13 protein-coding genes are annotated in these 13,411 nt (G+C 74.9%); 9 read left to right on the forward strand and 4 right to left on the reverse strand.

From position 1 onward, the window contains the following. Nucleotides 1-83: 83 nt before the first annotated feature. On the reverse strand, nt 84-1,235 hold the full coding sequence (locus ACFV1L_RS19695) for a DegT/DnrJ/EryC1/StrS family aminotransferase (RefSeq protein ID WP_380367465.1): 1,152 nt from the start codon (nt 1,233-1,235) through the stop codon (nt 84-86). Next, on the reverse strand, nt 1,232-2,395 hold the full coding sequence (locus ACFV1L_RS19700) for a DegT/DnrJ/EryC1/StrS family aminotransferase (RefSeq protein WP_380367466.1): 1,164 nt from the start codon (nt 2,393-2,395) through the stop codon (nt 1,232-1,234). Before ACFV1L_RS19700 ends, ACFV1L_RS19695 begins: the two co-directional genes overlap by 4 nt. 473 nt (nt 2,396-2,868) lie before the next feature. Between ACFV1L_RS19700 and ACFV1L_RS19705 the strand changes: the two genes are divergently transcribed. From ACFV1L_RS19705 to ACFV1L_RS19730, 6 genes are all read left to right on the forward strand, one after another. Further along, nucleotides 2,869-3,864 (forward strand): hypothetical protein, encoded by a 996-nt coding sequence (locus ACFV1L_RS19705; RefSeq protein WP_380367468.1) that lies wholly within the window; start codon nt 2,869-2,871, stop codon nt 3,862-3,864. Further along, nucleotides 3,861-4,922: a sugar phosphate isomerase/epimerase family protein gene (locus ACFV1L_RS19710; protein ID WP_380367470.1), complete on the forward strand. Its 1,062-nt coding sequence runs from the start codon at nt 3,861-3,863 to the stop codon at nt 4,920-4,922. The genes ACFV1L_RS19705 and ACFV1L_RS19710 overlap by 4 nt, the downstream gene beginning before the upstream one ends. Continuing rightward, the gene (locus ACFV1L_RS19715; protein WP_380367471.1) at nt 4,919-6,391 is read left to right on the forward strand and encodes a M20/M25/M40 family metallo-hydrolase; all 1,473 of its coding nucleotides are present in this window, start codon (nt 4,919-4,921) and stop codon (nt 6,389-6,391) included. Before ACFV1L_RS19710 ends, ACFV1L_RS19715 begins: the two co-directional genes overlap by 4 nt. A 140-nt stretch (nt 6,392-6,531) precedes the next feature. Continuing rightward, the gene (locus ACFV1L_RS19720; protein WP_380367473.1) at nt 6,532-7,671 is read left to right on the forward strand and encodes an Ldh family oxidoreductase; all 1,140 of its coding nucleotides are present in this window, start codon (nt 6,532-6,534) and stop codon (nt 7,669-7,671) included. Further along, a complete protein-coding gene (locus ACFV1L_RS19725; RefSeq protein WP_380367474.1) occupies nt 7,668-8,603 on the forward strand; it encodes a Gfo/Idh/MocA family protein in 936 nt (311 codons plus the stop codon). The genes ACFV1L_RS19720 and ACFV1L_RS19725 overlap by 4 nt, the downstream gene beginning before the upstream one ends. Next, nucleotides 8,600-9,034: a DUF6917 domain-containing protein gene (locus ACFV1L_RS19730; RefSeq protein ID WP_380367476.1), complete on the forward strand. Its 435-nt coding sequence runs from the start codon at nt 8,600-8,602 to the stop codon at nt 9,032-9,034. Before ACFV1L_RS19725 ends, ACFV1L_RS19730 begins: the two co-directional genes overlap by 4 nt. Before the next feature lie 111 nt (nt 9,035-9,145). Here ACFV1L_RS19730 and ACFV1L_RS19735 read toward each other — a convergent pair whose 3' ends face one another. Then, a complete protein-coding gene (locus ACFV1L_RS19735; protein WP_380367478.1) occupies nt 9,146-9,685 on the reverse strand; it encodes an EF-hand domain-containing protein in 540 nt (179 codons plus the stop codon). Between the two features lie 359 nt (nt 9,686-10,044). Here ACFV1L_RS19735 and ACFV1L_RS19740 point away from each other — a divergent pair, with 359 nt between their 5' ends. After that, the gene (locus ACFV1L_RS19740; protein WP_380367480.1) at nt 10,045-10,515 is read left to right on the forward strand and encodes a carboxymuconolactone decarboxylase family protein; all 471 of its coding nucleotides are present in this window, start codon (nt 10,045-10,047) and stop codon (nt 10,513-10,515) included. 44 nt (nt 10,516-10,559) lie between these two features. Further along, nucleotides 10,560-11,519 (forward strand): homocysteine S-methyltransferase, encoded by a 960-nt coding sequence (gene mmuM, locus ACFV1L_RS19745; protein WP_380367481.1) that lies wholly within the window; start codon nt 10,560-10,562, stop codon nt 11,517-11,519. 24 nt (nt 11,520-11,543) lie between these two features. Here the strand turns inward: mmuM and ACFV1L_RS19750 are convergent, their stop codons facing one another. Beyond that, nucleotides 11,544-12,152, reverse strand: coding sequence for a DUF6368 family protein (locus ACFV1L_RS19750; protein ID WP_380367482.1), 609 nt, complete (start codon nt 12,150-12,152; stop codon nt 11,544-11,546). 73 nt (nt 12,153-12,225) lie between these two features. Here ACFV1L_RS19750 and ACFV1L_RS19755 point away from each other — a divergent pair, with 73 nt between their 5' ends. Continuing rightward, the gene (locus ACFV1L_RS19755) at nt 12,226-13,404 is read left to right on the forward strand and encodes a serpin family protein (RefSeq protein WP_380367484.1); all 1,179 of its coding nucleotides are present in this window, start codon (nt 12,226-12,228) and stop codon (nt 13,402-13,404) included. Nucleotides 13,405-13,411: the final 7 nt, after the last annotated feature.

The following is a 13,411-nucleotide window of genomic DNA, read 5'->3' on the forward strand; positions in this document are numbered from 1 at the left end:
TTTTATACGACCCCGCCCGGGGCGCCCGGGGGGGGGGGCCCCCCCGCGGCTGCGGGCCCGCCCGCGACGCGGGTGGGGCGGGGTCAGGCCACGGGCGCGGGGGCACCGGCGAAGGAGAGCACCGCGTCGGTGATCCGGTCGACCTGGGCGTCCGTCAGGTGGGGGTAGACCGGCAGGGACAGGCACTGGCGGGCGGCGCGTTCGGCGTTCGGCCAGTGGCCGTCGGCGGGGGCGGCCGGGGCGAACGCGGGCTGGTGGGGCAGCGGGCGCGGGTAGTAGACGTGGCTGTCGACGCCGTGGTCGGCCAGGTGCTGCTTGAGCCTGTCGCGGTCCTCGGCGAGCAGCGAATAGACGTAGTAGCAGCGGCCGTCGGTGCCGGGCGGCGGCGGGGTGACGCCGTGGTCGGCGAGCGGGGCGAACTGCTCGGTGTAGTGGGCGGCGATCTCGGCGCGGCGGGCCAGTCGGCGGGCCAGGCCGGGGTGGCGGCGCAGTTGGAACGCGGCCAGGACTTCGTCGAAGCGGCTGTTCATGCCGATCAGGTGGTGCCGGAAGCGGTGCGTGCCGTCCTGGCCGTGGTTGCGCAGCATCCTTACCGTGCGGGCGAGTTCGGGGTCGTCGGTGATGACGACACCGCCTTCGCCGGGGCCGCCGAAGGACTTCACCTGGACGAAGGAGAACAGGCCGGCGTCGCCCCAGGTTCCGGCGGGGCGGCCGTCCAGGACGGCGCCCTGGGCGACGGCGGAGTCCTCGATCAGGCGGAGGCCGTGGCGGTCGGCGAGGGCGCGCATCCGCGGCATGTCGGCCATCACGGAGAACATGTGGGCGGGCATCAGCGCCTTGGTGCGGGCGGTGATCAGGGCCTCGGCGGCGTCCGGGTCGATGACCAGGGTGTGCGGGTCGATGTCGGCGAACACGGGGGTGGCGCCGACGCCGAGGACGGTGTTGGCGAGCGGGGCGCAGCCGAAGGCGGGGACGATCACCTCGTCGCCGGCGGTGATGCCCATGGCGCGCAGGATGAGGGTGAGGGCGGTGGTGCCGCTGCCGCAGGCGATGACGTCGGCGGCGCCGAGGTCGGTGCGCAGCAGGTCCTCGAACCGGGCGGTGCGGTCGCCGAGGATGAAGCGCTGGGCGGGGTCGGTGGCGACCTCGTGGACGACGTCGAGGAGCAGGTCGCGGTCCTCTTCGAAGAGGTCGGGCGGGAAGAACGGGATGAGCGGGGGTGTGGTGGCGGTCATCGGTGCTTTCCGTGCTGGAAGCCGCGGACCAGGTCGCTGACCAGGTCCAGGTCGTGGTCGGCGAGGTCGGGGTAGAGGGGCAGCGCGAGGGCGCGTTCGCAGGCGGCCTCGGCGTGCGGGAACTCGCCGCGCCGGTGGCCGAGTTCGGCGAAGCAGGGCTGCAGGTGCAGCGGCGTCGGGTAGTACGTCTCGGTCTGGACGCCGTGCCGGGCGAGGTGGGCGGCCAGCTCGTCGCGGTGATCGGACTCGATCAGGTAGACGTACCAGACGGGGTTGGTGGCGGCGGTGCGCGGGACGACGGTGGGCAGGGTGAGGCCGGGGGTGCCGGCGAGGCGTTCGGTGTAGCGGGCGGCGAGGTCGGCGCGGCGGGCGATGTCCTGGTCGGCGCGGCCGAGTTTGGCGAGCAGGACGGCCGCCTGGATGTCATCCATCTTGCTGTTGGTGCCGAGGAGTTCGGTGGCCCGGTTGATGGTGGGGAAGTCGTCGACGGTGGGGCCGGTGCGGCCGTGGTGGCGCATCGCGGAGACGGCTTCGGCCAGGGCGGGGTCGTCGGTGAGGACGGCGCCGGCGTCGCCGATCGCGCCGAGGGTCTTGGTGGGGAAGAACGAGAGGACGCCGCCGGCGCCGTGCAGGCCGGCGTGGATGCCGTCCCAGCGCATGCCGAACGCCTCGGCGCTGTCCTCCACCACGGTCAGTCCGTGGCGGGCGGCGAGGTCCAGCAGGGCGCTCAGGTCGGCGAGTTGGTGGAACAGGTGGACGGGCATGACCATCCGGGTGCGCTCGGTGCGGACGGCTTCGGCACTGGCCGGGTCGAGGCTGTAGGTGCGCGGGTCGATGTCGGCGAACACCGGGCGGCCGCCGGCCAGCACCACGGCGGTGGCGGAGGCGACGAAGGTGTAGGTCGGGACGATGACCTCGTCGCCGGGCTGGAGCCCGGCCGCGCGCAGCAGCAGGACCAGGGCGTCGGTGCCGCTGTTCACGCCGACGACGTGGCGGGCCCCGGTCCAGGCGGCGAGGGCGGCCTCGAACTCGGCGACCTTGGGGCCGTGCGAGTACTTGCCGCGGTCCATCAGCTCGTCGAGGTGGCGGCGGGTGGTGGGCCAGAGGGATTCGAAGGTCTCGGTCTGGTGGAAGAAGGAGACGCCGGAGGAGGCACCCATGGAACTCTCATCGGATCGTGTGGCGGTGGCGGGCAGGTGGGATCGATCGGGTGGGGGGTGGCGGTGACGGCCACATGCGGGGCGCGCCGGGAGGACCGTGCCGGAAGGCGGACGGCAAACGCGGACGGAAACCGCTTTCCGCACGCCTTCGGTGAGATCCGGAAAGCGGTTTCCGGCGGTATTCGAGTACCGGTCGACCATGGCAGTGAATGGTGGGGTCGGCGGCCGGGTGCACCCCGCTGAATCTATGCCGCCACCTGTGCCGTCCACCCCGGCCGAAAGCTGACTTCACCCGTTCGAATGTAGTTACTGATAAGCGAGTTGACGCTCGGTCGGGCCGCGCCGGAAGTGCTGGTTGAATACCCGGCGTCGCGATCCGCGCGGCACGGACGGAAGGACGGCTCGTCATGTCGAACGGACTCGGGACCTTACTCGTCGGAATGGGACGGGCGGGGTCCGGACTCCATCTCCCGGTGCTGCGCCGCCTGCGTGCCGCCGCCGACTCCGCCCACCTGTTCGCCCCCGCCCCGATGCTCGCCGTCGACCCGAACCGCCGCCCCGACGCCGCCACCGACCTGCGCCCCACCAGCCTCGCGGAGGCCGCCCGGCTGTCCGACCCCGCGGACACCGTGGTCCACCTCTGCACCCCGCCGACCGAACGGGTCGCCGCCCTGGACACGCTGGGCCGCCTCGGCTACCGGCGCATCCTCCTGGAGAAGCCGTTCGCGGCGGACGCCGCCGGACTCGACGAACTGCTCGCGCTGCGCGAGCGCCACGACCTCGACCTGGTGGTCGTCGCCCAGTGGCTCGGCAGCCGGCTGACCGACCGGCTGCGCGGCGCGCTGGCGGGCGGGGCGTACGGCCCGCTGCGGACGATCCACGTGGTCCAGCGCAAGCCGCGGTTCTCCCGCTCGCTCGCCGGTGCCGGCCACCCCACCGCGTTCGACATCGAACTGCCGCACTCGCTCGGCCTCTGCCTGTCGCTGGCCGGACCGGGCCGGATCACCGCGGCGGGCGGCACCGACATGGTGGTCGCCGGGCGGGTGCTGCCCCGGCTCGGCACCGCCTGGCTCAACCTCCAGCACGACGGCGGAACGTGGACCCGGATCCGCTCCGACCTCACCTCCCCCGTCCGGGAGCGCCGGGTCACCCTGGAACTCGCCCACGGCACCCTGATCGGCCACTTCCCCGGCAGCGAGGCCGACGCCTACGCCCGGCTGACCGTCATCGACCACGACGGCGAGAGCACCGAACTGCTCCACGACGACTCGCTGAGCACCTTCCTGCACCGCGTCTACGCGTACTTCGCCGCGGGCGGTGCGGCCGGCGGCGCCCACCACCCGCATCCCGACCTGGCGGTCAACTCCCAGGTGGTGCGGCTGCTCGACCGGGCCAAGACGATCGCCGCCGAGAGCCGCGACGCCCAGGCCCGGAACAACGCCCGGCACCGCACGGTGGCCGCCCGGTGACCGCCGCCGTCCCGCAGACCTCCCACACCGCCGAGCCCCAGCCCGCGCCCGTGCCCATGCCGCCGTTCACACCCGGGCCCGAGCCCGAACCCGAACCCGCGACCGCGGTCGCACCCGCGCCGGAACGGGTACCGCTCCCCCGGCCCACGATCGGCTTCGGCGGCATCGGCGACGAGGCCGCCCCCGACCTGCCCGGCCAGCTCGCCGCACTCGACGAACTCGGCTGGCACGAGCTGGAGTTGCGAACAGTGGACGGCAGCTGGATCGCCGATCTGCCGCTCGACCGGGTCGGCCGGATCGCCGGGACGCTCGCTGCCCGGGACGTCCGGGTGACCGGCCTCGCCTCCCGGATCGGCAACTGGGCGGGCCGGATCACCGACGACTTCACCCCCGACCTGGCGGAGCTCGCCGCGCTCGCCGCCCGCGCCGCGCTGCTGGGCACCGACCGGATCCGGGTGATGTCCTACCCCAACGCGGGCCTGCCGGAGGCGGATTGGCGGCGGCGGGCACTGGACCGGCTGACCCGCCTGGCCGACCTCGCCGACCGGCACGGCCTGACCCTGCTGCACGAGAACTGCAGTGGCTGGGCCGGCACCTCCGCCGAACGCCAACTCGACCTGATGGCCGCGGTGGACAGCCCGGCGCTGCGCCTGCTCTTCGACGCCGGCAACGGCGTGGCCCACGGCTACGACGGCCACCTGATGCTCCGCCGGATCGCCGACCACGTCGCCCACGTGCACATCAAGGACGCGGTCGGGGGCGGCGACCGCACCGCCTACGTGCTGCCCGGCGAGGGTGCCGCGCGGCTCGCGGAGAGCCTGCGGTTCCTGCTGGAGCGCGGCTGGAGCGGCGGATGGTCGCTGGAGCCGCACCTCGCCACCCGCCCGCACCAAGGCCTGGCGGCGGACGGCACCGCCGGGAGCGGATTCGTCACCGCCGGACGGGCGTTGACCGCCCTGGTGGAGCGCGAGGTGCTGCCGGCCGTGCCCGGCTGGCGACCGGTGCCCGGCGGACTCGACAGCCCGGCCGCTCCCGCACGAAGCAGCCGTGCCGCATGAGCGGTGACCCGGCCCCGGACCTCGCCGCCGACAGCAGCGTTCGCCCCGCCCCAGCGGGCGACCGGCCCGAGGTGCAAGCGGACGTCCGAGTCGGACCGGGCGACCGGCCCGCCGCCGACCGCCGGTCCGACGGGCCCGCGGACGCCCGAGTCGGACCGGGCGACCGCACCGGGCTGAACACCCGAACCCGGCCGCAGGCCCGACTCGGGCCGGACGACCGGGAGTTGCTGCTCGACCTGCTGCGCCTGCCGACCGCCGGACCACTGGAGACCGGCCCCGGTGCGCCGCTCCCGCTGCTGCCCGAGGCGCTCACCGTCTACGCGCGGGCGGCGGCCGACATCGGCCTGTCGGAGGTGCTCCGCGGCGCCCCGACTCCCGAGGAACTCGACCGCCCCGGCACGCCGTTGACGGTCCGCCGGCGACTCGGTGACCGGGACTTCCTGGCGTCCCAGCCGAGTCTGGTGCTGCGGCTCGGTCCGCCGCTGCCCCGGTGTGCGACGGTGATGTTCAACGTGCACCTGGACACGGTGGCGGGGCTGGAGCCGGTCGGGTTCGACGGGCGGCGGTTCACCGGGCGGGGGGCGATCGACGCCAAGGGACCGGCGGTGGCGCTGCTGGCGGGGATCCGGGCGGCGGTCGCGGCGGAACCCCGGCTGGGCGAGTCGGTCGGCGTGCTGGTGCAGGCCGTCTCAGGCGAAGAGGGCGGCGCGATGGGCGTGTTCGGCACCCGTCCGCTGGTCGAGGCCGGGTACGCGGGTGCACTGAACGTGTTCTGCGAGCCGACCGGTCTGCGGTTCCTGCCCCGGTCCACGGCCGCCGCGACCGCCCGGCTGCGGGTGCGCGGCGAGGACGCGATCGACGACTGCCCGGGCGAGGGCCACAACGCGACCGTGCTGCTCGGCTTCCTGGCCCAGTACCTGGCACGGGAGTTGGGCGGTACTGCGGCTCCGCGCGATCCGGTGTGCGTGGCCGGTCTGAGCACCGGTCCGCTGCACAACCGGGTGTACGGCACGGGCGACCTGCTCCTCAACCTGCCCTACCGGGACGCCGGTTCGGGCCGCCGCGCGGAGGCGGCGGTGGCGGCGGCGGTCGATGCCGGGCTGACCGCGTTCCGGCGGGAGTTCGGCGGACTGCCGGAGTTCGCCCGGACGGCCGCCGACTGCGCCCTGATCACCCGGCTGGACTGGCTCAAGCGCGGCCTGCCCGTCCTGGACAACCGGCATCCGGAGTTCGAGGAGCTGTTGTCGCGGGACGCCGGGATTCCGCAAGTGCCGGACGATGAGCCGGCGTTCACCTGTGATGCGATCTGGGCGGCCGGCCTTTCGGACGCGTTCACCGTGGTGCTCGGCCCGGGCGATCTCGGCGCCAACCGCGCGCACGCGGAGGGCGAGTTCGCCGACCTCGCCCAACTCGACGGCTTCGCCTCAGCGGTGGCCCGCCTGCTGGTGGCCTTCGCCCGCCGCCGATAGCCGGTGACCGGTGGCCGGCAGCCGTCCGCCGGACCCGATGCCGAGCCCCCGCAGCCTCGACCACTGCATGCATCAGGAGGCGGGGCACGCCCGCCCCGCTTCCCCGTCCGTCCCCGTCCCCGTTCAGGAGGCTGTTGCCCATGACCACCGTGGCGTCCGCACCCGGTGCCGCTGCCCGGATCGTTCGCGTTCCGTACGCCGAGTTGCTCCGTTTCACCACCGAAGTGTTCGTCGCGCACCGCTTGCCGCCCGAGCGGGCGCGGTCCGCGGCGGAGGCCCTGTGCTACGGGGATGCCGCGGGCATGGACTCGCACGGGCTGGTGAACCTCTCCCGGCTGTACCTGCCGCTGCTGGCGGACGGGCGGGCCGATCCGCTGGCCGAGCCGGTGGTGCTGGCCGACCGGGGGGCGGCCGTGCTGGTGGATGCGAGGAACGCGCTCGGGCTGTGGCAGGCGGGCGCGGCCATGGAGTTGGCGGCGGAGCGGGCGGAGCGGTTCGGGATCGGGCTGGTGTCCGTCCGGCGGGCGACGCACTTCGGGTGTGCGGGCCACCACGCGGCGCGGGTGACCGGGCGCGGCATGGTCGGGCTGCTGGCGTCGAACTGCGGTCGGCAGCGGATCGCCCGTCCGCCGGGCGGAGCGGTCGCGCTGCTGGGTACCAATCCGTGGAGCGTGGCCGCACCGGCCGGTGAACTGCCGCCGTACGTCCTGGACATGAGCACCACGGCGGTTCCGACCGGCCGGGTGCGGGCGGCGGCCCGGGCGGGCCGGGCGATTCCGGAGGGGTGGCTGGCCGACGAGGAGGGGCGGCCGGTGACGGACCCGGCGGCGTTCGACCGGGGCGAGGCGCACCTGCTGTGGCTGGGGTCGGGGTCGGGTGCCGAGTTCAAGGGGTTCGGGCTGGGGCTGATGGTGGAGGTGCTGGCGGCGATGCTGCCCGGGGCGGGTCTCGGCCCGGAGCCGGCGGCGCTGGACGGGGACGGCGGCCCGTCGGGCCGGGACGACGACATCGGCCTGTTCGCGCTGGCGATCGCCCCGGCGACGCTGCGCGATCCGGAGCAGGCGGCGGCCGACGCACGGACGCTGTTCTCCACGGTGCTGGCCTGCCCGCCGGCCGCCGGGCAGCAGGGGCCGGTGGTCTACCCGGGCTGGCACGAGGCGCGGCGGACGGCCGAGGCGCACCGGGACGGGGTGCCGCTGGCGGCTCCGTTGGTGGCCGAACTCGCGGAGACGGCAGGCCGGTTCGGCATCCGTCCGGTGGACGTGGAGGTGGCGGCGTGAGCGGGCTGCGGGTGGGGGTGATCGGCCTCGGGGTGATCTCGCGGTTCTACCTGGCCGCGCTGGAGCGGGTGCCGGGCGTGCGACTGGCGGCGGTGTGCGACCGGGACGCCTCGGTGCTGCCCGGCTTCGAGGGCCGGGTGGGCTGTTTCACCGACCACCGGGCGATGCTGTCGGCGGGCGGGCTGGACGCCGTCGTGGTGACCGTTCCGAACGATCTGCACCTGGCGATCTGCCGGGACGCGCTCCGGGCGGGGCTGCCGGTGTGCGTGGAGAAGCCGTTGGCGCTGCGGGCGTCGGAGGGCGCGGAGTTGGCGGCGCTGGCGGCGGAGCGCCGGGTGCCGCTGTTCACGGCGTTCCACCGCCGGTACAACACGGCGGTGCGGGAGCTGTGCCGGGCGCTCGACGGTGCGGCGCCGGTGCGGTCGGTGACGGCGCGGTACTTCGAGCTGATCGAGGAGCATGTCGGCCGGGACCGCTGGTACTTGGATCCGGAGCGCTGCGGCGGAGGCTGTGTCGCCGACAACGGCCCGAACGCGTACGACCTGCTGCGGCTGCTGGCCGGCCCGATGGCGGTGGACGGCGCGCAGGTGGTGCGGGACGGCGCCGGCGTGGACCGGCAGGCGGTGCTGGAGCTGTCGGGTGCGGGCGGGGTGCGCGGCCGGATCGAGCTGGACTGGTCGTATCCGGCTGAACTGAAGGACGTGACGGTGGAGTTGGTGGACGGTTCGGTGCTGCGGGCGGACCTGCTGGCCGGGCACGACGGCTTCAAGCAGTCGCTGTGGCACGAGTACGAGGGCATCGTCGCCGGGTTCGCGGGCCTGCTGGCGGGCGCGGGCCGCGGGGGCGACGCCGACCGCGGGCCGGACGGGGTGGACGCGCTGCGGGTGGTCGAGGCGGCGTACCTGGCCGAGCGGGCGGGGGTGCGCGGATGATCGGGCAGTCGGCGGACGCGGTGCGGGAGAACGGGCCGAAGCGGACGGTGACGGGCACGCTGGTGAAGGTGCTGCTGCACAGCCGGACGGACCGCGGGATGAGTCTGGAGCCGTTCGCCAGCCGGTGCGTGCGGGTCGGCGAGGTGCACGAGCTGGTGACGACGGATCAGCGGGACACGGCGGCGGGTGCGCGGATCGACCGGGTCGGGTTCCTGGGGTTCGCGGAGATCGCGGCGGCGGGGGTGCTGGACCGGGGCGACGAGGTGTACGTCGGCGAGCACCGGGTGGGGACGGTGCTGGGCTTCGACGCCTGTCACTTCCCCAACCACTACAACGTGCTGATCGCGGCCGAGCACCTGCTGACCGGGGAGAAGCTGGACCTGCGGCCGGAGTTGCCGGTGCGGTTCGCGCCGGCGCCCGCGGGGTTCTGAGCGGACGACCGGTCCGGAGCGTTCGCGGCACGCCGAGGGCCCGGAACGGGGGGCGCCTTCCCCGTTCCGGGCCCGAGGTCCGTCAGGCCGTGACCGACCGTGCGGCGGGGCTCAGCGGCCCAGCAGCGGGACGTCGATGTCGCCCAGGTGGTAGGCGCGGACGGCGTTGACCAGCTCCTCGACGGACAGCTGGCCGTCGCCGTCGGAGTCGATCTGGCGGAAGGCCTCGGCGGCCTGCACGCCCTCGACGCCGATGGCGTCCAGCCAGGTCTTGAACTCGGCCGGGTTGACCTGGCCGTCGCCGTCCACGTCGACCAGCTCGACGATGGCCTGGATGGTCGGCTTGACGACGCGGCCGAAGCCGGCGCCGCCGTTCTCCAGGACGTGCTCCTCGGCGATGTGGTTGAACTGCTCGGGGGTGAGCGCGCCGGTCTTCTCGTCGATGCCGGCCTTGTCGGCGAAGAAGCTCCACATGCCCAGGTAGGCCTCAGTCAGCTGGCGGCCGGCCGGGGAGGTCGGGGCCTCGCCGAAGGCCTGGAGGATGCGCTGGGCCTCGGCGTCCCAGTCGGACCGGTCGATCTGGCCGTCGCCGTTCACGTCCCAAAGGTCGAAGCGCTTCTGGGCACGGTCGAGCTGCACGGAAGTGGTCATCTCGGAGTTCTCCAGGTGAGTCTGAATGCGTGGTGTTCCCGGGGCGGGTGCCGTCGGCCCAGGGACAGGGCCGGCGAGTGGCGCCCGCCGGGATTCGCGAAGTGGCCATCACACAATCGGTGCGGTCGGCCACGGAACGTCACACTACCGGGGAGCTGCGCTCCGGATCGCCGACATGCCGCCAACCGGGTGAGGATGCCCGATCCCTGACGGGCCGTCAGGCCGTTGCCCGTTGAACTCCAGGGCTCGCACCACGATTTGGGGACACGGTCAACTGTTTCGCGTGCCGTCTCCCGAGCGGGTGATCGGTCTGCGTTTCGACCCCGGCGCCGCCGGGGGCGGCCCCATAGTGTCGCTCCGTGACCGAGACGCTCTCCCCTCTCCCGTTGATCGAACTCGCCCCGCAGGCCTTCGCCGCCGTGCACGCGCTGCACGGCGCCGTCGAGCAGGCGGCGTCCGCGGCCGGCCTGGAACCGCTGCTGCTGGAGCTGGTGCGGCTGCGCTGCTCGCAGCTGAACGGCTGCACGTACTGCGTGGGCCTGCACACCGGTGCCGCGCGGAAGGCCGGTGAGTCGGACGAGCGGCTGGACGCGCTGGCGGCCTGGCGCTCGTCCGGCGCGCTGTTCACGGACCGCGAGCAGGCCGCGCTGGCGCTCGCGGAGGCGGTCACCCGGCTGCCGGACCACGCGGAGGGCGAGCGGGCGCAGCGGGCCGCGCGGGCGGTGCTGTCGGATGCGGAGGCGGCGTTCGTGGCGTGGGCGGCGACGGTGGTGAACACGTACAACCGGATCGCGGTGACCTCGCGGCCGGTGGCGGCCGCCGGAGTCTGAGCCGTTCGACCGCCCGGTGGCGGGTGTTGCGGCAGGCTGGAGGGATGGCAACGGTGATCGGCGGGTCGGGGGCGGTGCCGGGTGACGGTGCCGGCGGTGGGTTCGGTGCGGCCCTGGCGGCCGGGCCGGTGCTGCTGGACGGCGGGTTGTCGACCCAGCTGGCGGCGCAGGGATGCGACTTGTCGGACGCCCTGTGGTCGGCGCGGCTGCTGCTGGACGAGCCGCGGCAGCTGGTGGCGGCGCACCGGGCGTTCTTCGAGGCGGGTGCGCGGGTGGCCACCACGGCGAGCTACCAGGCGAGTCGGGCGGGGTTCGCCGGGCGCGGTGTCGACGCGGCGAAGGCGGACCGGCTGTTGGCGTTGAGCGTGGAGTTGGCGCGGTTGGCGGCCGAGGAGGCGTCGGCGGAGCTGGGTGACGGTCGGCCCCGGTGGGTGGCGGCCTCGGTGGGTCCGTACGGGGCGGTGCTGGCGGACGGGTCGGAGTACCGGGGTCACTACGGTCTGTCCGCAGGGGAGTTGGCGTCGTTCCACCGGCCGCGGCTGGAGGTGCTGGCGGCGGCCGGGCCGGACGTGCTGGCGGTGGAGACGGTGCCGGACCTGCTGGAGGCGTCCGTGCTGGCGGAGTGCGTCCGGGGGTTGGGGGTTCCGGTGTGGTTCTCGTTCGGCGCGGCGGGCGGCCTGACCCGGGGCGGGGAGCCGCTGTCGGAGGCGTTCGCGCTGGTGGCGGAGGTGCCGGAGGTGGTGGCGGTGGGCGTCAACTGCTGTGCGCCGCAGGAGGTTCCGGCGGCGGTGTCGCTGGCGGTGGAGCTGACGGGGCGGCCGGCGGTGGCGTACCCGAACAGCGGCGAGGGCTGGGACGCGACGGCCCGGGACTGGGCGGGCGCGGCGACCTTCGACCCGGGCGAGGCGCCGGGCTGGGTGGCGGCGGGGGCCCGGCTGGTCGGCGGCTGCTGCCGGGTGGGCCCGCGGGGGATCGCCGAGTTGGCGAATGCGCTCGTCGGCTGAGCGCCGGTTCGCGGAACGGGCGGGCTATTTCATCAGTCGGAAGCCGGGCTGTTCGGCCCAGGCGCGGAGGAACGCTGCGGTGCCGACGGCGGTCGGCCAGTCGTCCTCGGTGACGGCCAGCAGGCCGGGGAGGCCGGCGACGATCCCGGCCTGTCCGGTGGCGAGTTCGGCTGCGGCGAGGCCGCCGACGGCGTCCATGACGGCGGCGGTGAGCAGTGCGGTGGCGAGGTGGTCGAGGTCGTCGTTGCAGCAGGCGCTGACGTTGACGGCGTGGGTGGGGCGGTAGCCCAGGGCGGCGTCCAGTGCGGGCTGGTCGGCGTGTTCGGCCTCGAAGAGCGGTTCGTCGCCGATGCCGGGGCCCATCAGGTACACCAGGAACGGGCGGTGCAGGTGCAGGCCGGGCCGCCGGAGCGCGGCGGGTGCGGGATCGGCGGGGGCCTGGTGCCGGGGCGGCGGGGCCCACTCCGGCCGGTCCGGGATGCCCAGGCGGTCGGCGAGCACGTGCCCGTCGTAGGAGCCGGGCCGATTCTCCGTCAGGGTCGGGCAGAGCCGCGTCATGAGCGCACCGAACTCCCGCAGCGCGGCGGGGGCGGGGGCCTGCGCGAGCTCGATCACCAGGGTCGGTCCGGACATGCCGGGAGCGTAGCGCGGCGGATCGGCCCGGGGCGGGGAGGATGGTGCGGCGGTCGGCGGAAGGAAGGGGTTCGTGGTGCGGGCGGTCGGTGTGGTGAACGGTCTCGGGGCGCGCTGGGGGCGGGAGTTGGCGTTCGGCTCCGGGCAGGTGTGGACGGCGGTCGGGGTGTGGCCGCTGCTGGCGATGCTGGCGGCGGGGGCGGGCGGGCCCGTGCGGGTCGAACTGGAGCGGGCGTTGGGGATGCCGACCGGTGAGGCGCCGGGCGTGGCGCGGGAGTTGCTGGCGCGGCTGCGGGGAACGCCGGGCTGTGCGGCGGCGCTCGGGTTGTGGACGGCGGACCGGCTGGTGGTGGAGCCCGGCTGGGCGGAGCAGGTGGACGCCTCGCTCCGGGGGCGGTTGACGGGTGATCCGGCTGTGGACCGGGCGGCGCTGGACCGTTGGGCGCGGGAGCAGACGGGCGGGCTGCTGGAGCGGATGCCGGTGGACGCCGCCGGGGCGGAGCTGGTGCTGGCGTCGGCGGTGACGGTGCGGACCAGGTGGGCGGTCCCGTTCCGGCCCGGCCGGTTCGCGGTGGCGGAAGGCCCTTGGATGGGACGGGAGTTCGTGAAGCTGGAGCGGTCCGGGCCGGAGCTGTTCGAGCGGATCGCGGTGGCGGAGACCTCGGCGGGTCCGGTGACGGAGGTCCGGATGGCGGGCGACGGCGAGGTGGACGTGCACCTGGTGCTGGGCGGCCCGGGGGCGGCGCCGGGGGCGGTGGTGGCGGCCGGGTTCGAGCTGGTGTCGGGCGCCTCGCGGCGGATGCCGGTGGCCGGCCGGGCGGACGGGGAGGTGTGGCCGGGGCTGGAGTTGGCGTCGGTCGACGCGTCGTCGCCCGGCGACGTCGGGGTGCTGGCGACGGCCGGGTTCCTGGTCCGGGCGGAGAACGACCTGCTGGCGGCCGCGGAGCTGTTCGGTCTGCGGACGGCGGCGCTGGACGGCGACCGGTTCCCGGGCATCAGCCGGAGCATGCCCTTGAAGGTGGCGCAGGCGAAGCAGGTGGCGATGGCGGAGTTCTCGGCGGAGGGCTTCGAGGCGGGCGCGGTGACGACGGTGGCCATGGTCAGGGCGGCGGCGCTGGTCGCGTCCCGGCGGTTCCGGGTGCGCCGGGCGGTGGCCCGGTTCGACCGCCCGTTCGCGTTCCTGGCGGTGCACCGGGCGTCGGGCCTGGTGCTGGTGGCGGGCTGGGTGGCGGAGCCGGCGGGGCCGGCGTGACGTGACG

This window comes from Kitasatospora sp. NPDC059646, from assembly GCF_042734615.1.
GTDB lineage: Bacteria > Actinomycetota > Actinomycetes > Streptomycetales > Streptomycetaceae > Kitasatospora.